The sequence below is a fragment of the Tateyamaria omphalii genome, assembly GCF_019802125.1.
Lineage (GTDB): Bacteria > Pseudomonadota > Alphaproteobacteria > Rhodobacterales > Rhodobacteraceae > Tateyamaria > Tateyamaria omphalii_B.
The window spans coordinates 452,124-474,353 of sequence record NZ_JAHVHT010000001.1 but is presented as its reverse complement, the minus strand read 5'-3'; the positions used below and the strand labels follow the sequence as shown (position 1 = coordinate 474,353).

At 63.2% G+C, this 22,230-nt stretch carries 20 protein-coding genes; 4 read left to right on the top strand and 16 right to left on the bottom strand.

The features are described from left to right. Positions 1-56 precede the first annotated feature (56 nt). Positions 57-1,184: a lytic murein transglycosylase gene (locus tag KUV51_RS02355; protein ID WP_222520010.1), complete on the top strand. Its 1,128-nt coding sequence runs from the start codon at positions 57-59 to the stop codon at positions 1,182-1,184. A 167-nt stretch (positions 1,185-1,351) separates the two neighbouring features. Here the strand turns inward: KUV51_RS02355 and KUV51_RS02350 are convergent, their stop codons facing one another. The 5 genes from KUV51_RS02350 to ruvC form a co-directional block, all read right to left on the bottom strand. Further along, positions 1,352-1,627 carry a hypothetical protein gene (locus KUV51_RS02350; RefSeq protein WP_222520009.1) on the bottom strand — a complete coding sequence of 92 codons (276 nt, stop codon included), beginning with the start codon at positions 1,625-1,627 and terminating at the stop codon, positions 1,352-1,354. 186 nt (positions 1,628-1,813) lie between these two features. Next, positions 1,814-2,437: a hypothetical protein gene (locus tag KUV51_RS02345; RefSeq protein WP_222520008.1), complete on the bottom strand. Its 624-nt coding sequence runs from the start codon at positions 2,435-2,437 to the stop codon at positions 1,814-1,816. A 33-nt stretch (positions 2,438-2,470) separates the two neighbouring features. Beyond that, positions 2,471-3,505: a Holliday junction branch migration DNA helicase RuvB gene (gene ruvB, locus KUV51_RS02340; protein WP_222520007.1), complete on the bottom strand. Its 1,035-nt coding sequence runs from the start codon at positions 3,503-3,505 to the stop codon at positions 2,471-2,473. Between the two features lie 42 nt (positions 3,506-3,547). After that, the gene (ruvA, locus tag KUV51_RS02335) at positions 3,548-4,201 is read right to left on the bottom strand and encodes a Holliday junction branch migration protein RuvA (RefSeq protein ID WP_222520006.1); all 654 of its coding nucleotides are present in this window, start codon (positions 4,199-4,201) and stop codon (positions 3,548-3,550) included. Further along, a complete protein-coding gene (gene ruvC / locus KUV51_RS02330) occupies positions 4,198-4,701 on the bottom strand; it encodes a crossover junction endodeoxyribonuclease RuvC (RefSeq protein ID WP_222520005.1) in 504 nt (167 codons plus the stop codon). The genes ruvA and ruvC overlap by 4 nt, the downstream gene beginning before the upstream one ends. 347 nt (positions 4,702-5,048) lie before the next feature. Here ruvC and KUV51_RS02325 point away from each other — a divergent pair, with 347 nt between their 5' ends. After that, entirely contained in the window at positions 5,049-5,258 is a 210-nt protein-coding gene (locus KUV51_RS02325) for a DUF1127 domain-containing protein (protein WP_222520004.1), read from the top strand. Positions 5,259-5,357: 99 nt separating this feature from the next. On the opposite strand, the gene KUV51_RS02320 is transcribed toward KUV51_RS02325, so the two are convergent. The 3 genes from KUV51_RS02320 to KUV51_RS02310 form a co-directional block, all read right to left on the bottom strand. Further along, entirely contained in the window at positions 5,358-5,642 is a 285-nt protein-coding gene (locus KUV51_RS02320; RefSeq protein WP_261385609.1) for a hypothetical protein, read from the bottom strand. Between the two features lie 176 nt (positions 5,643-5,818). After that, positions 5,819-6,685 carry a 50S ribosomal protein L11 methyltransferase gene (locus KUV51_RS02315; protein ID WP_222520002.1) on the bottom strand — a complete coding sequence of 289 codons (867 nt, stop codon included), beginning with the start codon at positions 6,683-6,685 and terminating at the stop codon, positions 5,819-5,821. A 60-nt stretch (positions 6,686-6,745) separates the two neighbouring features. After that, complete coding sequence (locus KUV51_RS02310) at positions 6,746-7,978, bottom strand: MFS transporter (RefSeq protein ID WP_222520001.1); 1,233 nt, start codon at positions 7,976-7,978, stop codon at positions 6,746-6,748. 215 nt (positions 7,979-8,193) lie between these two features. On the opposite strand from KUV51_RS02310, the gene KUV51_RS02305 reads away from it, so the two are divergent. Beyond that, on the top strand, positions 8,194-8,643 hold the full coding sequence (locus KUV51_RS02305; RefSeq protein WP_222521210.1) for a methylated-DNA--[protein]-cysteine S-methyltransferase: 450 nt from the start codon (positions 8,194-8,196) through the stop codon (positions 8,641-8,643). A 16-nt stretch (positions 8,644-8,659) separates the two neighbouring features. Here KUV51_RS02305 and KUV51_RS02300 read toward each other — a convergent pair whose 3' ends face one another. From KUV51_RS02300 to fsa, 4 genes are all read right to left on the bottom strand, one after another. Next, the gene (locus KUV51_RS02300; protein ID WP_222520000.1) at positions 8,660-9,349 is read right to left on the bottom strand and encodes a CDP-alcohol phosphatidyltransferase family protein; all 690 of its coding nucleotides are present in this window, start codon (positions 9,347-9,349) and stop codon (positions 8,660-8,662) included. A gap of 50 nt (positions 9,350-9,399) precedes the next feature. Beyond that, a complete protein-coding gene (locus KUV51_RS02295; RefSeq protein WP_222519999.1) occupies positions 9,400-10,320 on the bottom strand; it encodes a tyrosine recombinase XerC in 921 nt (306 codons plus the stop codon). Next, positions 10,317-11,024: a DUF484 family protein gene (locus tag KUV51_RS02290; protein ID WP_222519998.1), complete on the bottom strand. Its 708-nt coding sequence runs from the start codon at positions 11,022-11,024 to the stop codon at positions 10,317-10,319. Before KUV51_RS02290 ends, KUV51_RS02295 begins: the two co-directional genes overlap by 4 nt. Positions 11,025-11,307: 283 nt before the next feature. Then, positions 11,308-11,961, bottom strand: a complete 654-nt coding sequence (gene fsa, locus KUV51_RS02285; protein ID WP_222519997.1) for a fructose-6-phosphate aldolase — start codon at positions 11,959-11,961, stop codon at positions 11,308-11,310. A gap of 90 nt (positions 11,962-12,051) precedes the next feature. Here fsa and KUV51_RS02280 point away from each other — a divergent pair, with 90 nt between their 5' ends. Next, complete coding sequence (locus KUV51_RS02280) at positions 12,052-14,244, top strand: primosomal protein N' (RefSeq protein WP_222519996.1); 2,193 nt, start codon at positions 12,052-12,054, stop codon at positions 14,242-14,244. Positions 14,245-14,254: 10 nt separating this feature from the next. On the opposite strand, the gene KUV51_RS02275 is transcribed toward KUV51_RS02280, so the two are convergent. The 4 genes from KUV51_RS02275 to KUV51_RS02260 all read right to left on the bottom strand — a co-directional run bounded on the left by KUV51_RS02275 (position 14,255) and on the right by KUV51_RS02260 (position 22,228). Next, positions 14,255-14,497 (bottom strand): DUF3253 domain-containing protein, encoded by a 243-nt coding sequence (locus KUV51_RS02275; RefSeq protein WP_222519995.1) that lies wholly within the window; start codon positions 14,495-14,497, stop codon positions 14,255-14,257. Positions 14,498-14,530: 33 nt separating this feature from the next. After that, positions 14,531-17,491, bottom strand: a complete 2,961-nt coding sequence (ileS, locus tag KUV51_RS02270; protein WP_222519994.1) for an isoleucine--tRNA ligase — start codon at positions 17,489-17,491, stop codon at positions 14,531-14,533. A 274-nt stretch (positions 17,492-17,765) separates the two neighbouring features. After that, positions 17,766-20,495 (bottom strand): DUF2339 domain-containing protein, encoded by a 2,730-nt coding sequence (locus tag KUV51_RS02265; RefSeq protein WP_222519993.1) that lies wholly within the window; start codon positions 20,493-20,495, stop codon positions 17,766-17,768. A gap of 113 nt (positions 20,496-20,608) precedes the next feature. Continuing rightward, the gene (locus KUV51_RS02260; protein WP_222519992.1) at positions 20,609-22,228 is read right to left on the bottom strand and encodes an FAD-dependent oxidoreductase; all 1,620 of its coding nucleotides are present in this window, start codon (positions 22,226-22,228) and stop codon (positions 20,609-20,611) included. Between the last annotated feature and the right edge of the window lie 2 nt (positions 22,229-22,230).

Genomic DNA, 22,230 nt, shown 5'->3' with positions numbered 1-22,230 from the left:
ATCGATGTTCGACGGCTAGACTTCGGACAGGCAGTCACAAAAAAACAGGCGATCTCATGTCTCTTTCCCGCAGAACCGCGCTGCTTGGCCTTGCTGCTTTCGGCCTGACCGCGTGCGCCACGACCACCCAGACTCGCACCACCAGCGGAGGTGGCCTGCCCCCGGATTTGCGCCCAACGCCCAACGCGGCCTACGACGCTTGGGTTGCCAGCTTCCGCACACGCGCGGCGTCGCAAGGTATCTCCGCCACCACACTCAACGCCGCATTCCGGGGCACAGGATACCTGCCCGGCGTCGTGCGCCGCGACCGAAACCAGACCGAGTTCACCCGCACGCTCGAAGACTACCTGTCCATCGCCGCCTCGGACGAACGCGTCTCCAAGGGCCGCGCGGCCTTTGCCCGCCACCGCTCTACACTGAACGCGGTCGAAGCGCGTTACGGTGTGCCCGCCAATATCGTTTGCGCCATCTGGGGCCTGGAAAGCTACTATGGCGAGCGCCGCGGCAACGTGCCCGTCATCTCCGCGACCTCCACCCTCGCCTTCGACGGCCGTCGCGGCGCGTTCTTTGAAAAGCAATTGATCGAAGCGCTGCGCATCCTGCAATCGGGTGACGTCACACCTGCGAACATGACCGGCTCCTGGGCGGGCGCGATGGGGCACACGCAATTCATCCCGACCTCGTATCAGGCGTTCGCCGTGGATTTCACCGGCGACGGACGGCGCGACATCTGGTCCGACGACCCGAGCGACAGCCTCGCCTCCACCGCCGCGTATCTGTCGCGCAACGGATGGCGATCGGGTCAAAGCTGGGGGCGCGAAGCGGAGGATGGCGCGCTGCAACCCCAGCCGGGCGGCCCGCGCTTTGCCGTGACGCGCAATTTCCGGGTCATCAAGACCTACAACAACTCCGACAGCTACGCGATTGGCGTGGGTCACCTGGCCGACCGCATCGCGGGCGGCGGCCCCTTGCGCGGCAGCTTCCCACCGGATCGGTTCGGGCTGACCAAAGACGACCGCATCGCCCTGCAACGCCGCCTGACTGCACGCGGGTTCGACACCGGCGGTGCGGACGGCGTGATCGGGAACAATACGCGGACCGCGATCACGGCCTACCAGACGAGTGAAGGGCTCTCACCTACGGGTGATCCTTCGCTGGAGTTGCTGCGCAGATTGGGTGGATGATCGGCCCCGCATTTTCCGCACTGTCGTATTGCAGCTTCAGGCAATGTGTCTGGGGCTGTCCTTCAAGAAACCGGCTTGTCCCTTCGGGGACACGGGGAGCCGACGACGGATCGATCAGACCCAAATTGGGTGACGAATACGCGAGTCAGACTGCAGCAAACGCGCTTCTATTTCGCGTCCAGAACCCAATCCAACACTGCCTTCAGGCTTGCCAGATACACAAAGAAAAGCAGGTACATCGGAAGCCCCACGATCAGAAGTATGATCATATCCGCCACGCTCAGCGCCCCATCATTGAACGCGCGCACGGCCGGGAAGATATGTGGACCGATCAAAACGAAGATCGCGCCAAGGACAGCCGAAAGAGCGACGTTCAGAAGGATCGGAAATCTTCTGAGGCCGCCCTCGTCCCCAAATCTGTAAAGCCGCGATAGGTCCACCACTCACCTCATCCTGTTTCAAAGAACATGTCATGTGGCGCGTATCCAACGACCGATGACAATTCAATCATAGAGGGAATTTGCAGCAAAAATGCGCTAACCATGTCGCGGCAAACAGAAGCCGGGTTCAGCGGCGCACGCCTCCCCGGGTCCGGCAAACCCGCGAGCGCATTTGCCTCTCATCGCGCATCAGATGGCAGCCTGTACCCGCGCGCTGATCCGCAACGCATGTGAAACGTCATCCGCTGCGACCGGCATCACCGGATCATAAGCCGCACGGATCAGCGCCGCGATGTCCGGGCGCAGGACCGTCGTTTCGCCTGCGACCGCCAGCGGAGACCGGTCGCGGAAGGCGAGGTCTGACCAGAGCAACATGGACTGCACCGTCTGGCTGAGCGCCAGTGTCTCTGCAGGGACGGCGCTTAGGTGTTTGTCCATGCGCAAGAACACGAAACAGGCCTGAATCGCGCCCGCTGCGTCAAAGCGGAAGATGCGGTATTGGTTCGCGTCGGCAGCCTGCAAACGCTGCACGAGCGGCGCGAGGTCCGGGACCAGACGGTCGAGGCCAGGCACGTCGAGCAATTCGGACCAGTCGGAAAAGAAGAACCACATGAAGTTCGAGCCCAGTTCCGGGTCCGTCTCGGCCATCTCGTGACCGGCGAGTTGGCACACGGCTTCGACCGCGCCCTTGATCACGCCAAGGGTTTCATCCTGCACACCGAACACCACCGGTGCCAATGGCCGGCCCCAGCGGGCGAAGGCATAGTCGCCACTTTCGCGGGTGAAGAGTGCTTCGATCTCGTCCGGTTGCATAGATTGCTCGCGTTAACCTTTGTTTAACTTTGATTAATCGAACAGATCGCCCGTGGGGCGCGGCGGTTCTAGGCCAAGGTGGCGCCAGGCGCGTTGGGCCAGCATCCGGCCGCGCGGGGTGCGCTGGATCAGGCCTTGCTGGAGAAGGTAAGGTTCGATCACCTCTTCCAGTGCGTCGCGGCTTTCGCTGAGGGCGGCACTGAGGGTTTCGACGCCGACCGGACCGCCGCTGTAGTGGTCAGCCATCAGTTTGAGGTAGCGGCGGTCGGCGCCGTCGAGGCCCAGATGGTCGACGCCAAGGCGGGTGAGGGCCGCGTCTGCCAACTCGCGCGTCACACGGCCATCACCGTCGACCACGGCAAAGTCCACGACCCGGCGCAAGAGCCGTCCGGCTATGCGGGGGGTGCCGCGGGCGCGGCGGGCAATCTCGCGCGCGCCGCCTTCGTCTGCGGGCGCACCGAGGGTGCGAGCGTTGCGTTCGACAATCGTGAACAGCTCGTCCTCGGTATAAAACTGCAGGCGCGTTGGGATGCCGAAGCGGTCGCGCAGGGGCGTGGTCAGCAGGCCCATGCGGGTGGTGGCGCCGACCAGCGTGAAGGGCTGGAGTTCGATGCGGACGGTGCGGGCGGCGGGGCCTTCGCCGATCACGAGGTCCAGCTCGAAATCCTCCATCGCGGGATAGAGCACTTCCTCGACCGCCGGGTTCAGGCGGTGAATTTCGTCGATGAACAGCACATCGCGCGCCTCGAGATTGGTGAGGATGGCGGCGAGGTCACCGGCCTTGGCCAGCACGGGGCCGGAGGTCATGCGGAAGTTCACGCCCAACTCGCGCGCCATGATCTGGGCGAGCGTCGTCTTGCCCAGACCGGGGGGGCCATGGAACAGGGTGTGGTCCATCGCCTCGCCCCGCTGCTTGGCTGACTGGATGAAGACGCGTAGGTTGGCGCGCGCTTCAGCCTGGCCAACGAAGTCTTCGAGCAGTTGCGGGCGCAGCGCACGGTCGAAGCCGCCCGCATCATCGTCAGGTAGGGGCGCACCGCGCAGGGTTGGGTCGGAGGCGTCGGTCATGGTGTCCTAATCGTAAGGCGGAGGTGTCCCTCCGCCCACCCTCTACCCTTTCGGAGCCAGAAGTTTCAACGCGGCGCGGATCAGCGCGGGTGTGTCGGCCTGCGGGTCTTCGCCTGCGGCTTGCGCAACGGCGGCAGCAGCGTCCGAGGGGCCGTAACCGAGATTGCCGAGGGCGGAGAGCGCGTCGGCTTGTGCGGAGGATGGTGGGGTGGCGACGGCGACCGGCTCGATCACGTCCACCTCGGCAGGCGCATCGCCGGTGGCTTCGGCCACGGTGCCGCCCATGGCCATGACCGAGGGTGCCTTGTCCTTGAGGTCGAGCACGACGCGCTGTGCGATCTTGGGGCCGATGCCTTTGGCCGCCTTGACCGCGTTCCAATCCCCTAGGGCGATGGCGCGGCTGACGCCGTCGGGGCCGAGCGTGCCCTGGATCGCGAGGGCGGCTTTGGCCCCCACGCCTTGGACAGACATGAGCAGGCGGTGCCATTCCTTTTCCACCAGCGTCTGGAAGCCGAAGAGCTGCATGAGATCCTCGCGCACGACGAGGTCGGTGAAGAGCGCGCAGGCCTGGCCCACAGGCGGCAAGGCCGCGAGCGTGCGGTCGGAGCAGTAGACGATGTAACCGACACCCCGCACGTCGATCAGGACGTGATCGGTGGATTTATAGTCGATGCGGCCCGAGAGTTTCCCGATCATGCGCGCGCCCGTGCCACGGCGGCGGCGAGCCTCTGCCCGGCCCCGTGATGGGCGTGGCAGATGGCGATGGCGAGCGCGTCTGCCGCGTCCGGCCCCGCGATATCGACGCCGGGCAGCTGCACGCGGACCATGTGGGCCACTTGCCGTTTGTCCGCGTGGCCGACGCCGACGACCGTTTTCTTGACTGCGTTGGGGGCGTATTCGCCGACGCTTAGGCCCGCGCGCGCAGGGGCGAGCATGGCGATGCCGCGCGCCTGACCAAGTTTCAGGGTGCCTGCACCGTCCTTGTTCACGAAGGTCTGTTCGACGGCCGCCGTGTCCGGCGCGTGATCCGCGATGACGGCGCTGATCTGGTCAAAGAGGCTGAGGAGGCGCAGGGACAGGTCATCGCCCGCAGAGTTGCAGATGCCGTTGGCGACATGCCGCAGACGCGGGCCGTCTGCGTCGATGATGCCCCATCCCATGTGGCGCAAGCCGGGGTCGATGCCCAGAATTCGCATGATGTGCCGCCCTCGCCTGCAAGAGTTTTGCTTTTTTCTTGGCGTAGCACGAAAGGCGAACATCCGCCAAGGGTTAACACGGGAGGGCGATTTGCGACATCAGGGTTGTCCGTTTTCGACATGGGCCGGCGCACATGGTCGGAAATCGTCAGTTCGGGGTCAGTTTTCGACCCGAGCGGGTGGAAATTTTCTATGGTTTTTCGGCGCGTTAACGCTGATTCCAGGCCATGCAAAAAACGCATACCGCATATGAGATTTGACAACTTGTGGCGAGTTTTCATCGCGCCTAAATGCGCAGCACAACGCCGAAGAGTTCGGCATAACCATATCGAAAAAGGACTGCTGCAATGGCTGCTTTCGACACCACCCGCCCCGCGTATGGCGCTGCGCCCGTTGCAGGCCAATTCAAAGGCTTCTTTTCCAACCTGGTTGCCCAAGTGGTTGCCTGGAACGACGCCCGTATGACCCGCAACGCCCTGAACGCCCTGACTGACCGTGAGCTTGAAGATATCGGCCTGGTCCGTGGCGACATCGATGACGTGGCAAACCGCCACTAAGACGTCCACACTCTCCCCTAGACTGGACGCGCTGTGAAAACAGCGAAAGCCGCGGACCTGATCGAGGTGCCGCGGCTTTTCTTTGGAGGGTCGTCCGGATTATTCCACGAAGGGATCGATGAACCCTGCGATGAATTGCGTGGCCGGGTCGGCCTGCATCAGCTTTGACCCAAGCTGTTCAAGCTGGGCACCCTGCTGCAGCTTGGCGACACGCTCGTTGTACGTGATGTCGCCCAACGACGCGAACATCAGCGCCTTGAACACGAAGAACCCGGCGACAAGGGCGAGCAGACCCTTGAGTGGGAAGCCACGGCGCATCCGCCGCTTTGGCTTGACGACGATCAGGCCGTCGCCGCGCATTTTGGTGGTGTACCCGTTTGACATGGCCGCGTGTTTGCGGCCGAGCCCGTTCAGGCGCTTTTGAAAATGTTGTTGAGTTTCGACCATGGGCAGCCTCGTTAACTCTAAACCAGCCCCCACCAGTTATGGTCATCAGGGTGCCTGCGAAATGTGGCAAAATCTGGGCAAATGCGTCAAAAGCCGCTAAAAACCCTGACGAATTATGGCTTTTTCTGAAGCGTGAGGGTCGTCCATTCACCAATCTCTTCGCGGTGGTTCAGACTGTTTCCTTGTCGCACATAATGGTCGACCACTTCGTCCGCCTGTTCATTGAGGATGCCAGACAGAATCGCGTGACCGCCGGATGCCAACCGTTGCGTGAGGTCAGGTGCGAGGGCGATCAGGGGCCCTTTGAGGATATTGGCAAAGATCAGGCTAAAGGGACCCGCCAGGTCCGGGTGGTCGAAGCCTGCGGCCTCGGCCAGGTTGACACGCGCTTCCATGTCGTTTGCCGCGAGGTTGACGCGGGCCACATCGACCGCTTGCGCGTCGATGTCGCTGGCGATGATGTCGGCCTCCCAGATGGCTGCGGCCCCCATGGCGAGCACGGCGGTGCCGCAGCCGATGTCGGCCACCTTGTCCGCAGTCACGCCAGCGTCGGCCAGTCGGTCGAGCGCCCGGAGGCAGCCAAGCGTCGTGCCGTGGTGGCCAGTGCCGAAGGCCATCGCCGCCTCGATCAGCAGGGGGTGTTTTCCTGCCGGTACCTTGTCGGCATCGTGGGAGCCGTAGACGAAGAAGCGCCCGGCCTCGACCGGGGCAAGCTCGCGTTTGACATGGGCGACCCAGTCGGTTTCGGGCAGTTCCGAGACGGTGAAGTGCTTGGCGCCCATGGCCGTGGTCAGCAGAAGGAGGGCCGTGTCGTCGGGGCGATCCGTGAAATAGGCGCCCACTTCCCAGAGACCGCTGTCATCCTCGACTTCGAAAACACCGATGCCCGTGGGTTCGGGATCAAGGTTTTCGAGCGCGGTGCCAAGTGCTTCGGCTTGCGCCTTGCCTTGCAGAGTGGTGAGGGCGGTCCATGTGGGCATGATCGTCTCCGGTCTGGGGTGCCGGAGCCTTAGCGGCGCGGGCGGTGCCCGGCAAGCGGTCTATTCCGCAGGGGTAGGCAGCGCACCGGCAAGCCGGGTTTCGTGACCCGGCACAGGATGGCGCGGGATCAGGAGGGAGAGGCAGAGCGACGTGGCGGCCATGCCGGCGGCCAAAAGGAACACCGCACCGGGTGAGAAAAGCCACAAGAGGCCCAGCGGCACGGGCAACCCAACGGCGGCGATGTGGTTGATGGTGAAGGCCACGGCGGCGGTGGGCGCGATATCTGCCGGATCCGCGATTTTCTGGAAGTAGGTTTTGAGCGCCAATGCGAGACCGAAGAAGATGTGGTCCAGCACGTAGAGTGCTGCAGCGATCATCAGGCCCCAACCCATGAAGTAGACACCGCCATAGGCGAGGAAAACGCAGACGAGGCCGGTATATTCGAACACCAGCGCCTTTTGCTCGCCAAAGCGAGCGACGATGCGCCCAAGCAGGGGTGCGATCAGGATGTTTACCATCAGGTTGATGAGGTACAGCGCAGTCAGCTCATGCACTTCGAAGCCGAACTTTTCGACCATCATGAAGCCTGCGAACACCATAAAGATCTGCCGCCGCGCGCCCGACATGAATTGCAGCGCATAATAGAGCCAGTAGCGGCGGCGCAGGACAAAGGTTTTAAGCTGGGGTGTAGGCGCTTCGAACTGCGGATAGGCGAACATCGCAAAGATCGCGATGGCCGCGGTGATGCCCCCACCCACCATGTAAACGGTATTGTAGGTCAGGCCGAGCGGCTCCCACAGGACCATGATCACGAAGTAGACGAGGAATGTGGCCGTGGACCCGGCAGCCATGAGCCAGCCCAGCATCTGGGGCGCGCGGTCCTTCGGCAGCCATTGCAATTGCAGCGACTGGTTGACCGTCTCGTAATAGTGAAACCCCACCGAGCTGATGAAGGTGAGCGCGAGGATGCCGCCCATCTGCGGGAACTGCGCGGTCAGCGCCGTGGCGACGCCCAGCATCACCAGAGAGACCAAGCCCAACACCTGCTCCCGCATCACCATGATGACGAGGATCACACCGACGGCGAGGAAACCGGGGATCTCACGGATGGCGTGCAGCAGGCCAATGTCCGCCCCGTCAAAATTGGCGGCATCCACCACGAAGTTGTTCAAAAGCGCGAGCCAGACCGAAAACCCGATGGGCATGGCAAAGGCCATCAGGAACAGAAGCGCCGTTGGGCGCTGCCAGCGCGGCAGGGTGCGCGCGTCATCGAGAGTGATGTGTCTGGGCATGATCGGGAGTTACGCCTTTTCCCTCGGATTGGCGAGAGCCAGGTCTGTGCGTAGAGGCGCAGGTATCTTGCGTCCAAGGAAACCGGCCTACCCCGTCGGGACAGCGCGCCGCGCCACGGCTGCATTGAGAACCTTCGGCAAGGGGTGTGCCGGATGGACGTGAAATCACAGGTTCCGGGTTGCGCCAAGGTGCGGATGGGATGACATTCGGGGTCATGTTGCAAGCAGACGTGGACACTCAATTCGGCCCCCTGACGATCACCGAGGATGCGGGCGCCATCGTGCGTCTGACCTGGGGCGTGTCGGGCAGTGCCGATAGATCTGCGGTTCTGGACGCAGCCGTGGCGCAGCTTCAGGCCTACGATGCCGGTACGCTGGAGGATTTCGATCTGCCCCTCGACGTGCGTGGGTCAAAGTTTCAACGCGATGTGTGTGCCGCCATGTCCGAGATCCCGTTTGGCCAGACGATCACCTATGGCGACATTGCCAAGCGGCTGGACGCCCCTGCGCAGGCCGTGGGGCAGGCCTGTGGTGGCAACCCCATTCCGATCATCATTCCCTGTCATCGGGTCATGGGCGCCAAGGGCCTAACCGGCTTTTCGGGTGCGGGCGGCGTCGAGACCAAGGTTGCGCTTTTGCGGCACGAAGGCGGCTTTCTGATCTGAGCGCGGCGGAAACCGGTCAGCGCGGCGGAAACAGCTGTTGCGCGAGACCGGCAAACACCAGGTAAAGCGACGTAATCACGAGCCCCCAATGCGCCCAGCTTTCAGAGTGGAAATCGACCCAGGCCGCCCAGCCTGCAAAGAACGTCCACGCGAGCGCCATCGGCAGGCTGAGCCACCGCCAACGTTCGGTGCGCACGGGGTGAATGAATTTCACGGGCAGGAACATTCCCACCGCCAGAACCGTCACCAGCGCCAGCGAGGCCCAGAAGGTCGGTTCCAGCGCGAAGATCACCAGCACGACCATGTTCCAGCACCCGGGGAAGCCGGAAAAGGAGTTGTCCCTGGTCTTCATCCGTGTGTCGGCGAAATACATCGCACTGGCAAAGGTGATCAGGATGATCGCGACCCAGCCTGTCCACCCGGCCATGAGGCCCGACGCGAACAGCGCGAAGGCGGGAATGAAGACGTAGGTGAGGTAGTCGATGATAAGGTCGAGCAGCACGCCGTCGAATTCGGGGGCGTTGGTTTTGACGTCGTATTTGCGGGCAAGCGGTCCGTCGATACCGTCAACGAAGAAGGCCACGACGAGCCAGAGGAACATGAGGTCCCATTTGGCCTCGACCGCGGCGAGCATGGCCAGCATGGCAAAGACCGCACCCGTGGCGGTGAGAAGGTGAACGCCGAGCGCGCGCTTTTGGAGTGTCATTCGGGTCTCATGGTTCATTGCGGCTGAGGTTTCAAGACGGACGCGACGTGTCAGGCCTTGGGGTGTGCTTTGGCGTAGACTTCCATCAGGCGGACGGTGTCGACGGCGGTATAGGCCTGCGTGGTGGAGAGCGAGGCATGGCCAAGGAGTTCCTGGATGGCCCGCAGGTCGCCGCCCGCGTTCAGGAGGTGCGTGGCAAAGCTGTGCCGCATGGAGTGGGGCGTGGCACTGGCGGGCAGGCCCAGCTGAATCCGCGCGTTGGCCATCACCTTCTGGATGGCGCGAGGGGCCAAGGGCCCGCCGCGGATGGCGCGGAAGAGCGGGCCGTCGGCGGGCAGATCGTAGGGGCAGGCGTGGATATAGGCATCGACCGCGTCGCGGGCGGCGTCAATCACCGGGACAATCCGTTCCTTGCCACCTTTGCCGGTGATCCGCAGCACTTGCGGCAATGGCGCCTGGCCCGCCGTCAGTGACAGTGCTTCGGAGATCCGCAACCCGCAGCCCCACAGCAGTGTGAGAACCGCGGTGTCGCGCAGGCCGACCCAGGGCTTGTCGGATTGCAGCGGGGCGATGTCGAGCAATTCGCGCGCCGCACTTTCGTCAAGCGGGCGGGGCAGCTTCTTTGTGAACTTCGGGGCGCGAGTGCTGAGGACGGCGGTGGGTTCGAACCCTTCACGGTTGGCGAGCCATTTGTAGAACGCCTTGACCGCCGAGAGTTTACGGGCGAGCGAGCGGGCACTGACGCCCCCTGCCCGCGTGCGCGCCATCCAGGACCGCATGTCGCGCGTATCGATGCGCGCCAAGGCACCAAGGCCCTGTGTCTGGCCAGAATGTTCCGTCATGAAGGCCAGGAATTCGGTGATGTCGCGGCCATACGCAACAGTAGTATTCTCTGCCGCCCCCTTGATCGCACGCCCATGCGCCAGAAACTGTTCCAGCGCATCGCGGGCGGCAGGGGAAATGAGGCTCATCCCAGCCAGCGCCGCATGGCACGCTCGAAAACGCCGGTGAAGAAGGCAAGCAGATCGGTGCCCTGTTGCGGGCCGAACATATGCGGGTCTTCGGCCCCCATGACCAGAAGGCCCGGCAGACGACCGTCCCCGAAGTCGAGTTTCAGGCACGCTTCGGACCGGATCCAGGTGGCATCGTCGCCGTAGATTTCCGGGTCTGCATCCTGAAGTTGGCGCAGGGTGACCTGGCGTACGTTGCCGCCGCGCCCATCCGTCAGGTAGTCGTCGATGAAGCCTGGTTCGGCCACGCTCAGCACCTCACCCAGACGTTGCACGGCGGGGTCCTTGTCGTTCTGAACCGACTCGAGCACCAGCTTGACAGCATCGACACGCAGGATTTCGGCAACTTCGCCACCGAGATCGCGCAGGAATGCTTCGAATTCCATCGGGTCGAGCATCCGCAGGATGGCGCGGTGGATCTGGTTGGTGCCGGCGAGGTTTTCGTAGGCTGCAGCGATGACGGAGCGGTGCGTGTCTTCGAGCCGGTCCAGCCGCGCCTCGAGCCGTTCCATGGCGAGGCCGCGTAGATCGACGATGTTGCCGCCCATCGCGCGTTCGTTGGCGGCGATCAGGGCGTGCATCAAATCCTTGTCGTCGAGAATGACATCGGGTCGAGAAATGATCGCCTCACGCAGGGCGTCGTCAATCTTGGGCTGGCTGCTCATACCGTACCTGTTCTTGATCTTGGCCGCTCTCATACCACAGCCGATTCGCGAAATCTGCACCGAACTTCGAATATTTGTCGGGATGGTGGCGCGTTGTTGCCAAGTGACGCCACGACCGGGGAAGTCGGCCTGCAACTTCCCCGTGATTGAGCGCGTCCGCACTGCGATACCCGCCCCATGAACACTGCACCCGAAGCCACTACTCACGGACTCGCGCCCCGCATTTTCCCGCTGGGGCCGGTTGCGCTTCGTGTGTTGCTAAGACGGGCCGGAAAGGCCTGAGTTACAGGATTTTCTGACCCGTCTTAGCCCAGTCCTTCAGGAACGCATCAAGACCCTTGTCGGTCAGCGGATGGCTGGCCAGCTTCTTGATCACATCCGGGGGCGAAGTGATAACATCGGCGCCGATCTTGGCGCAGTCCTGGATATGGTTCACTGACCGGATCGAGGCCGCGAGGATTTCCGTTTCGAACCCGTAATTGTCGTAGATCGTCCGGATGTCTTCGATCAGTTCCAGACCGTCGATGTGCATGTCATCGAGCCGCCCGATGAAGGGCGAGATGAAGCTCGCACCCGCCTTGGCCGCAAGCAGCGCCTGGTTGGCGGAGAAGCAGAGCGTGACGTTGACCATCTTGCCCTCGCCCGACAGCACCTTGCAGGCCTTGAGCCCGTCCCAGGTCAGCGGCAGCTTGACGGTGATGTTCTCTGCAATCTCGGCCAGTTTGCGGCCTTCGGCGATCATGTCGTCGGCTTCGAGTGCTACAACTTCGGCGCTGACGGGGCCGTCGACCAAATCACAGATTTCCTTGGTCACTTCCAGAATGTCGCGCCCTGACTTCAGGATCAGCGACGGGTTTGTCGTTACGCCGTCGACCATTCCCAGATCGTTGAGTTCGGCGATGGCGTCAATCTCGGCTGAGTCTACGAAGAATTTCATGTGCGGCCTCTCTTGATGGCTTGGCGTTTGCTTGTGATGGCTTTACCTCATGGCAGGTGAAGACTGAACCCCTCATATGGTGGCGCTAACATGGTGCCCTCGTTTTATGACGAAGGTGTGTTGGTTGGCGTGCTGACAACGCAGCCGCTGGATCGAGCGCTGGACTACAAGGCGCCGGAGGGGGGCTGCCATCTGGGCGCCTTTGTTGAAGTGCCGCTGGGTCCGCGCAAGGTGTTGGGCGTGGTCTGGGGGCCGGGCAAGGGTGATTATGACTACGCAAAGGTGCGGTCGGTTCTGAGGGTGCTGGATGCGGCCCCCATGCGCGACGAAATGCGCGCGTTTCTGGAAAAGGCCGCCGCGTACACGTTGACGCCGTTGCCTGCGATGCTGCGCCTTGCCACCCGCGCACCGGGGTTGGGTGATCCACCCTCGATGCGCAAAGTGTACCGGCGCGGCCCGGATGAGCCTGACCGGATAACGGATGCGCGGCGGCGTGTCTTGGAGTTTCTGGGCGAATACGGCGACTTGTCCTTTACCCTCAAGGAATTGGCGGAACTGTCTGGTGTCACGTCCTCCGTCATCAAGGGGCTTGTGAAACAGGGAGCGGTTGCGGAAGAAGACAGCCCCCGCGACCTGCCCTTTCCGCCGATGGACCCGTCGCGCCCCGGCAAGGAGCTGACAGAGGATCAGGCGCGGGCTGCCGCGCATATAGCGCAGGCTGTGCAGTCGGGTGCGTATGGTACGACTTTGCTGCGCGGTGTGACTGGGTCTGGAAAGACAGAGGTCTATCTGGAAGCCGTCGCTGCCTGTCTGACGGCCGGCCGGCAAGCGCTTGTGCTGCTGCCGGAAATCGCACTGACTGCCGAATTCCTGAAGCGGGTCGAGGAACGGTTCGGTGCCCGCCCTGCCGAGTGGCATTCAGGCGCCACCATGACCGAACGGCGGCGTATCTGGAAAATGGTCGGCCAGGGTCAGGCGCAGCTTGTGATCGGGGCGCGGTCGGCACTGTTCCTGCCCTATCAGAACCTGGGCCTGATCGTCGTCGATGAGGAGCACGACACGTCCTACAAGCAGGAGGACGGCGTTCTCTATAACGCGCGCGACATGGCGGTGTTGCGCGCCTCGATGCTGGGGGCGCAGGTGGTGCTGGCCTCGGCCACGCCGTCGCTGGAATCGTGGGCCAATGCGGAGAGCGGAAAGTACACGCGCTTGGATCTGGAGGCGCGGTTTGGGCCTGCCGTGATGCCGACCATGCGCACCATTGACATGCGGGGAGAGAAGCTGCCGAGCAACCGATGGGTGTCGGAGGAGTTGAAGCGCGCCGTTGACGCGCGGCTCGCGGCAGGCGAACAGGCGATGCTGTTTTTGAACCGTCGCGGCTATGCCCCCATCACTCTGTGCCGCGCCTGTGGGCATCAGGTCGGTTGCGACCAATGCGATGCGCGGATGGTGGAGCACCGGTTTTTGAAGCGCCTGATGTGCCATCAATGCGGTGAGACGAAGCCGATGCCGACGGTCTGTCCCGCGTGCGAGGCAGAGGACCGGATGGCGCCTGTCGGTCCTGGTGTGGAGCGGCTGGGTGAGGAGGCGGTCGAGCTGTTTCCTGACGCCCGCGTGGCGGTGCTGAGTTCGGACATGTATGGCTCGGCCCGGGCGCTGAAGGCGGAGATCGAGGCGATTGCCGAGGGCGGGGCCGATGTGATCATCGGCACGCAGCTTGTGGCCAAGGGACATAATTTCCCGAACCTGACCCTCGTTGGCGTCATCGACGCCGACCTCGGGTTGCAAGGGTCGGACCTCCGTGCTGCTGAACGGACGTTTCAATTGATGCGGCAGGTGGCGGGCCGGGCTGGCCGGGCGGAAAAGCCGGGCACGGCGATGCTGCAGACCTATCAGCCGGAGCATCCCGTCATCCGCGCCATCTTGGCAGGGGATGAGGAGGGGTTCTGGCGGGCTGAGGCGGCGCAGCGGGAGGCGGCGGGTGTGCCGCCCTATGGCCGGATGGCGGGGATCATCCTGAGTGGGCCGGATGTGGCGCAGGTGTTCGACGCCGCCAATGCACTTGCCCGAAATGCGGGCGCGTTGCAGCGGGTGGGCGCGCAGGTCTTTGGCCCGGCCCCTGCCCCAATCGCGCGTATTCGCGGGAGGCATCGGGTGCGGTTGCTGGTCAAGGCGGGCAAGGGCGTGGCGCTGCAGGGGGCCATCGCACAATGGGTCGGGCAGCTGCGGTTGAAAGGCGATCTTCGTCTGGCCGTAGATATCGACCCGCAGAGCTTTTATTGAAAAGGCACGGCTAAGGCAGCCCCAAGCGGATCGGCCCCTTGGCTTCTTGAGCGCGCACGGGCTGGCCCTTTTGCGTGGTCGCAATCTGACCATCGTTCGCCAACTCTTGCGCCACGCGGCGCACCTCGGGCATCAGAGGGCGCCAGTCATTTGCCAATGCACGGGCGGCCTCGGACGGGCAAATCGTCTTGCCCGCCCCGCGTGCGTGAACGGCCTGAAGGATCGCCGCCGCTATCAGAGCATCATCAACCATCAGAAGCAGATGTAAGGCGGAGGTGTCCTCCGCCTAGCTCAACGCGCTTTCGCAGCGGCCGCAGACGCCCTCGTGGCTGTGGGTCCCGACGTCGGGCAGCACTTTCCAACAGCGGGCGCATTTGGCCCCTTCGGCCTTTTCAAAGACCACGCCCACCCCGGGCACTTCCGGCATACGGAACGCTTCAGCCGGAGACGGGTCGGTGGTGACGCTGATCTGCGAGGTGATGCAGATGTCGGCGAAGGGCAACGCTTGCAGGGCAGCGGCAAGGTCCGCGTTTTCAACATGGACCACCGGGGCCGCTTCGAGCGACGCGCCAATGACCTTGTCCGTCCGCTGGACTTCCAGTGCCGCGGTGACCGCACGACGGGCGCTGCGGATACCAGCCCATTTTGCCGCCAGTGCATCGTCACACCAATCGGCGGGCGTGTCGGGAATGTCAGTCAGGTGGACCGAGCTGTCGTCGCCGGGATAGCGCTCCAGCCACACCTCCTCCATCGTGAACACCAGGATGGGGGCCAGCCATGTGGTCAGCCGGTGGTACAGCAAATCGAGCACCGTGCGGGCCGCGCGCCGTTCCGGCGTGTCGCCGTCGCAATAGAGCGCGTCCTTGCGGATGTCGAAATAGAAGGCTGACAGGTCCACGGTCGCGAATGTGAATACGGCAGAGAACACGCGCTGGAAATCGAACTTGGCGTAGCCATCACGCACGGTTGCATCGAGTTCCGCCAAACGGTGCAGCACCCAGCGTTCCAGTTCGGGCATGTCCGCGGGATCGGTGCGATCGGCATCGGTGAAGTCCGAGAGCGACCCTAGCATGAACCGCATCGTGTTGCGCAGGCGGCGGTAGCTGTCGGCGACCCCTTTCAGGATCTCCGGCCCGATCCGCTGGTCGGCGGTGTAGTCCGTTTGCGCAACCCAGAGCCGCAGAATGTCAGCGCCGTATTGCTTGACCACCTCCTCGGGCACGATCGTGTTGCCGATGGACTTCGACATCTTGAAGCCCTTTTCGTCGAGCGTCATGCCGTGCGTCACCACGTTGCGATAGGGCGCGTGTCCCGTGGTGCCGACAGATTGCAAGAGCGACGAGTGGAACCAGCCCCGGTGCTGGTCGGTGCCTTCCATGTAGACATCGGCCACGCCGTCATCCGTGCCATCCTCGCGGTCGCGCAGAACAAAGGCGTGGGTGGAGCCAGAGTCGAACCACACATCCAGGATGTCGGTGACCTGTTCGTACTCGTCAGGGTTCACGAGGTTGCCGAGGAAGCGTTCCTTGGCACCGTCTGCATACCACGCATCGGCGCCTTCGGCCTCAAACGCCTCGACGATGCGTGCGTTCACCTCTTCGTTGCGCAGAAGGAAGTCATCGTCCGTCGGCAGCGCCCCCTTCTTCGTGAAGCAGGTCAGCGGCACGCCCCAGGCGCGTTGGCGTGACAGCACCCAGTCCGGGCGCGCCTCCATCATCGAATGCAGACGGTTGCGGCCCGAGCGCGGCACCCAGTTCACATTGTCGATCTCGGTCAGCGCGCGTTCGCGGATGGTCGTGCCGTGCGTGTCCTGCCCGTCGCCCACCGGTTTGTCGATGGCGGCGAACCATTGGGGCGTGTTGCGATAGATCACCGGCGCCTTCGACCGCCACGAGTGAGGATAGGAGTGCTTGATCTTGCCCCGCGCGAGCAGCCCGCCCACCTCGGCCAGCTTATCGATGACGGCGGCGTTGGCGTTGCCCTCTTTCCCGTTGGGCTTCAGGATGGCCTTGCCGCCAAAGAACGGCAGGTCATCGCGAAAACGCCCGTCGGGGTTCACGTTGTAAGTGATGACCTGTTCGAGCATCCCGAGCTCGCGGTAGAGGTCATATTCCTCCATCCCGTGGGACGGCGCGCAATGTACGAACCCGGTGCCTTCGGTGTCGGTCACGAAATCGGCGGCGCGGAAGTCTCGGATGTCGTCCCATTCGCCGTTTGCGTCCTCAGCCCCTTTGAGAGGGTGAGTCAGCCGTACATGGCTCAACTCATCAGCGGTCACATCGCGCAGGCGGCGGTACATCGTGTCCTCAAGCCGCGCGCGGCCCAGAACGTCTGAGGCAAGGTTATCGGCGAGGATGTAGCGATCACCGATATTCGCCCAGCATTCTTCGGGGTGGCCCGTGACTTCGTAAAGGCCGTAGGAAATGTCAGGGCCATAAACGACGGCTTTGTTGGACGGCATTGTCCATGGCGTCGTGGTCCAAATGACAACATAAGCACCTTCTAGCGAAGGCGCATTTCTTTGTTCCCCGCGCACGATCCCATCTGGACCTATGGCCTGCAAATTTACAGGCGCGTCCACTACCCTGAACTTTACCCAGATCGTGAAGCTGTCCTTGTCATGGTACTCGACCTCCGCCTCGGCCAGTGCCGTCTGTTCGACCGGCGACCACATCACGGGCTTCGAGCCTTGGTAGAGCGTGCCACTCATCAGGAACTTCATGAATTCCTCGGCAATCACCCGCTCGGCATGGAAATCCATGGTCAGGTAGGGTTGGTCCCAATTGCCGGTGATGCCCAGACGCTTGAACTCGTCCCGCTGGATGTCGACCCAGCCGGCGGCAAAGTCACGGCACTCGGCGCGGAACTCGTTGATCGGCACCTGATCCTTGTCGCGGCCCTTCTTGCGGTACTGTTCCTCGATCTTCCACTCGATCGGCAAGCCGTGGCAGTCCCAGCCGGGGATGTAGCGCGCATCGCGGCCCATCATCTGGTGCGAGCGCACGATCATGTCCTTGATGGTCTTGTTCAGCGCGTGACCGATATGCAGGTGACCGTTGGCATAGGGTGGGCCGTCATGGAGAGTGAAACTCTCGCGACCTTCCTTCTCCCGCAAACGATCATAAACCCCGATGCGCGCCCAGCGCTCCAGCCATCCAGGCTCGCGCTTGGGCAGGCCCGCGCGCATGGGAAAGTCGGTCTTGGGCAGATTCAGGGTGTCTTTGTAGTCAGGCGTATCGGCACACATGGCTCGTGTCCTCGGAAAATCGGTCAGATGGGGTATAGCGGTTCGGTGCGATGGCTCAAGCACCTTTGCCCGGCGGCTCGATGATGGATCAGAGCGCCGGGGATATAATTCGCTGAATGAGGCCGGTGTGCATCATGCAAGCCTTATAGGCAGAGGGCGGCACGCTCACAAGTCCCCCTTCTCTGGTTAAAAAAATCCCGGAGCGCGAGGCTGCGCCTCGCATATCGCGGCCACCGAAGGTGGGCGCGAAACATCACGTGCGCGCATCGCGCGCTCAATTCTGCATATGCCGCATCTGTGCCCAGCGGTTGAGCCAGGCAAGTCCCGCCAGCGACAGCCCCAGCACAACCAGCGACAGGACGCGCACGAGCCCGTCCAGCCCCGAGATGTCGATCAGGAACACCTTGGCGACGGCAAGGCCGATCACGGCAAGCCCTGCCCGGCGCAACCCGGATGCGTTCCGCGCCAGCGACTGATAAAACAGCACGGCACCGGTCAGCAGGATTGCAACCGTGTAGCTGTAAAGCTCCGGCTGCAGGTAGCCTCTCCACAATTCCATCGAGGTGGGGCCCTGCCACAAATGCCGGATGGTGGCAAAGACCCAGACAACTGTCAGGCCGACAGCCACGGCTCCAAAGCCCAAGCGCAGCACCCGGTGCCGCAAGCGCCATGCGCCAAGGCCAAGCAGCAGCGCAGGCAACAGATATGCGGGGATCAACGTGTTCAGCAAGGGCGGACCGGCGACATCGTCTCCCCAACTGCTCAGGAGCGGGGAGAAAAAGGTAAGGCCCAGCCCCAGCGCGCCGAAACCGATCAGGCCAAAGGCCACCGCCAGCGCGGCGCGCACCCAAGCAAACACGCCGCCCAGGCTCTCCATCCGCAGGAGCTGCACCAGCATCAAGCCGAGCCAGATCACCGCAAAAAGCCCCATCGCCCAATGCGTATCGGTGTTGTGCCCCGGCAGCACATCATCAAGGAAACGGATCAGGAGCAGCGACACCGTCATGCCCGCCGTCGACCATGCTGCCGTGTCCAGCATGATCCGCGCGGTTTTGCGTTCCAACCCGCGCAGCAGGACGAGCGCAGCCACGAATGCCGCCAGAGATCCGGTATAGGCAAGCAACATCTCCCACAAAGGCGCCTCGAGCGCCCATGCGAGGCCGGGATCGCCGATCAAACGCGCGCCCACTGCGGCCACTCCGAAGGCAATGAAAACCTGCATCAGCGGCAGCTTGAACTGCCGATCGAGCCAGGCGGCGACAAGCACTGTCGCCGCAAGAGCCACCGTCAGGGCCGCCAGCGACAGGATAAGCACGAGGGCAAAGGTGATCGAGGCCAGCGCCGACAACACGAAAAGCGACGCCCGCTGGCGTTCGGGCGCATCTGCCCGGGCAAAGCGCAAGGCAAGACTGACCATGATGGCAGCGAGGGCAATGGCATGCAGCGCCCAAGGATAGGCGCCTATGGTGAGCGCAGGCCGCCAAGTGATTTCCAGCACAATCGCCGTCACCGGCGCCGTCAGCGCGGCAGCCAGCCCCCACATCAGACCCTCGCCCGGACGCAAGGCGCGCATCGCCATCGCACCGCTCAACAAAAGCCCCACCGCCCACAGCACGCTCACTGCCCGCGGAAAGTCCGCTTCGGGGTTGGTGGCATATGTATCGGCAAAGGCGGACAGGACAGGTCCCATCTCGCCCCCTTCGCGCGCGACGACCACAAGCGCGGCCACAACCGGCAGCAGCGCGATATCCTGCAGCGCGGGTGCGGTGACCGACCAGTAGATGAGGGCGAGAGACAGGATAACGAGGCTGACGAGCGCCATCCAGAAGGGCTCGGCCCCTGCGGCAGCGCTCCACGCGATCGAAGCTGACGCGGCAGCGACCGTGCCCAAGGCCAACCATGTCGGAAAAGCGGGCTTCTCTCCCTTAAGATTGCGCAGAAACGCATGGACCAGAACGCCGTCATGATCTGGCCGGAAAGAGCGGGCGGGGATCAGGATAGAGAGCACCGCGAGCACAACCACATGCGCCTGGAACCCAAGGGACAGGTCCACGTCGCCACCCAGAACCGTCAGCCACCCCATAATCAGCCCGAGCGCGAGACTGAGAACGGACACCCAGGCCCAGCGCCGGATCGTGTCGATGCCCAGGCCAACGGCAGTCACGATGCCGAAATAGACGAAGAGCCACGCCGTCGGTGGCACGGTACTGCCCACCAACAAGGGCGCAGTGAAGGCGCCCAAAACGCCAACAGCGGCCAGAAGTGGACCGTAAAGCCAGCCCAGCCCCACGCCCAACAGACCGACTGCCGCCATCCCGGCAAAGGCCACCTCGACCCCGATCAATTCGTAAAGCAGCCGCGCTGCGGCGATGCCACCAAACAGCGACACCAGCCCCGCACCCGAAAAGACCGACGGGATGTAGGCAGTCGCCGTGTCCAGGCCATCCCCATAGCGGCGGCGGATCACCTCTCCAGCTGCGATCAAGGCACCACCGAAACCGAGGGCGGCCAAGACACGTGCGGTTGGTGGAAAGAGATCGTTTTCAATGCCGTACTGCACCAGAAACAAACCGGCGAGCGCCAGCGACAGAGCTGACACCGCGTAAAACCAGTTTGCCACAAGCCAAGCGCCAAACCGCATGAGAGGCGTCGGTTTTGGTGGTTCTGCAGGAGGTGGGGGCGTGTCCGATACCTTGTCGTCTGCGCCAGCATCCGCGTCCGCCTTGCGCTGCGCAACGACGCGCGCCGCCGCTGTTTCAGCCAGTGGCGGGATCGGCGGCGCTTCCGGCGCTTTTTCCCGCTCCCATGGGGTTTCGGGCGCGCTGTCCCTTCTTGCTTGAGTGTCTCGCGGTTGCACCGCCGGCGGTGCACTTCGCGCCTGGCTCACCTGCACTTCAAGCTCGGCAATGCGACTGCGCAGGCCGGATACCGAGACCAGCAGATAGATGACCGCGACCGGGATAGCGAGGATCACAAGCCCCGCCAGCATCAGCAAACCTTCCATCTGCACCCTCCAACACCGGTGGAGGTCAGGTTAGATCACTGAGCCGTTTCAAAAAAGGCAAGGTTTTCCGGACCTTTGAAGATGGCTGTTCAATGCCCAAGGGATATTCCAGATCAAGTGTCCGCGATATGCGCCCAGACAGCCGACATCACCACGGACCCTTCGCCCACCGCACTTGCCACGCGCTTAACGGACCCTGCACGCACGTCGCCGACGGCAAAGACACCCGGGCGCGACGTCTCGTACCCGCTGGCGGCACCAACGTCCGGACCGGTCTTCACAAAGCCCCTGTCGTCAAGCTCCACAAGGTCAGACAGCCATTTCGTGTTGGGCGCCGCCCCCACCATCACGAACAGCGCCTTGGTGTTCAGTGTCCAATCCTGTCCGGCACGACGGTCCCGGACCGTGATCGCGTCGAGCCGATCCTCACCGTGCAGTTCCTTAACCTCGGTGCAGATGTGGATGGTGATGCGCGGGTGGCTTTCCAAGCGCTGCAAAAGGTAATCGGACATGGACGCCGCGAGGCTCTCGCCCCGCACCAGCACATGCACATGTCGCGCACTACGCGCCAGGAACATGGCCGCCTGCCCGGCTGAATTGCCTCCGCCGATCACGGCAACTTCGGCGCCCTTGCAATAGCGCGCCTCGACATCCGTTGCGGCGTAGTAGACACCGCTGCCTTCGAGTTCTTCCAGACGGTCGAGCGGCAAGCGCCGGTACTGTACGCCCGTCGCGACGATCAGTGACTTCGAAGACACCCACTCGTCATTGTCCAGCTTGATGTGAAAGAGATGTTTTTCGCATTGCATAAGCTCGGTCGCCCGCACGGGCACGGCAAAGCGCGTGCCAAACTTCATCGCCTGTACCTCGCCCCGGCCCACAAGGTCACCACCAGAGATACCGGTCGGAAAGCCCATGTAGTTCTCGATCCGGCTCGAGGTGCCCGCCTGCCCGCCGATGGCGAGGTCCTCAAGCACAACGGCGCAGAGCCCTTCCGCCCCGGCATAGACGCCTGCCGCCACACCGGCGGGCCCGCCGCCCACGATGGCCACGTCATAGACGTCCTCCTTGCGCAGCGCCATGTCGAGGCCAAGCGTCTGGGCCACGCCGCGCGGGGTCGGCGGATCAATGACCTGATGCTTGGCGAACACCACCGCGGGGCGTGTGTGATTGATGCTGCACTGGTGGGCCAGATCGTTGCCCTCATCGCTGTCGATCTCGACCTCAACGAAGGGGATGCGGTTGCGCGAGGCAAAGCTGGCGATGCGGCGCACGTCGCGGTCTACCTCGCCCCCGATCAGGGTCAGCCCACCCTCCGACATGTCGAGCATCCGGCGGCGACGCGCGGCATAAACCGTAATGATGATATCCGACATTTCAGGCATATCGGACATCAGCTTGAGCATTTCTTCGCGTGGTACACACAAAAGCTGCGTGTCCTGTACCGCCCGCGCGCCCATGAAGGCGTGCCCACCCGTGAGAAAGGCCAATTCGCCAAAGAACTGGCCTGGCCCGAGCGTTGCATTGCCGTAGCGCTTGCCGGTCTGGGAGTTCACCGCCTCCGTCTCACCCGAAAGCAGATAGTGGAACGTATCGATCCTCTCACCCGCGCGTTGGAAGTATTCACCCGCTTTGATATCGATCAGCGTGCCCACCCGGCGCATTGCGGCGACGTGTTCGTCCGTCAGCGGGGTGCGCACCATCGTGGTAAGGTCGGGCGCAAAGGTTTCCATGG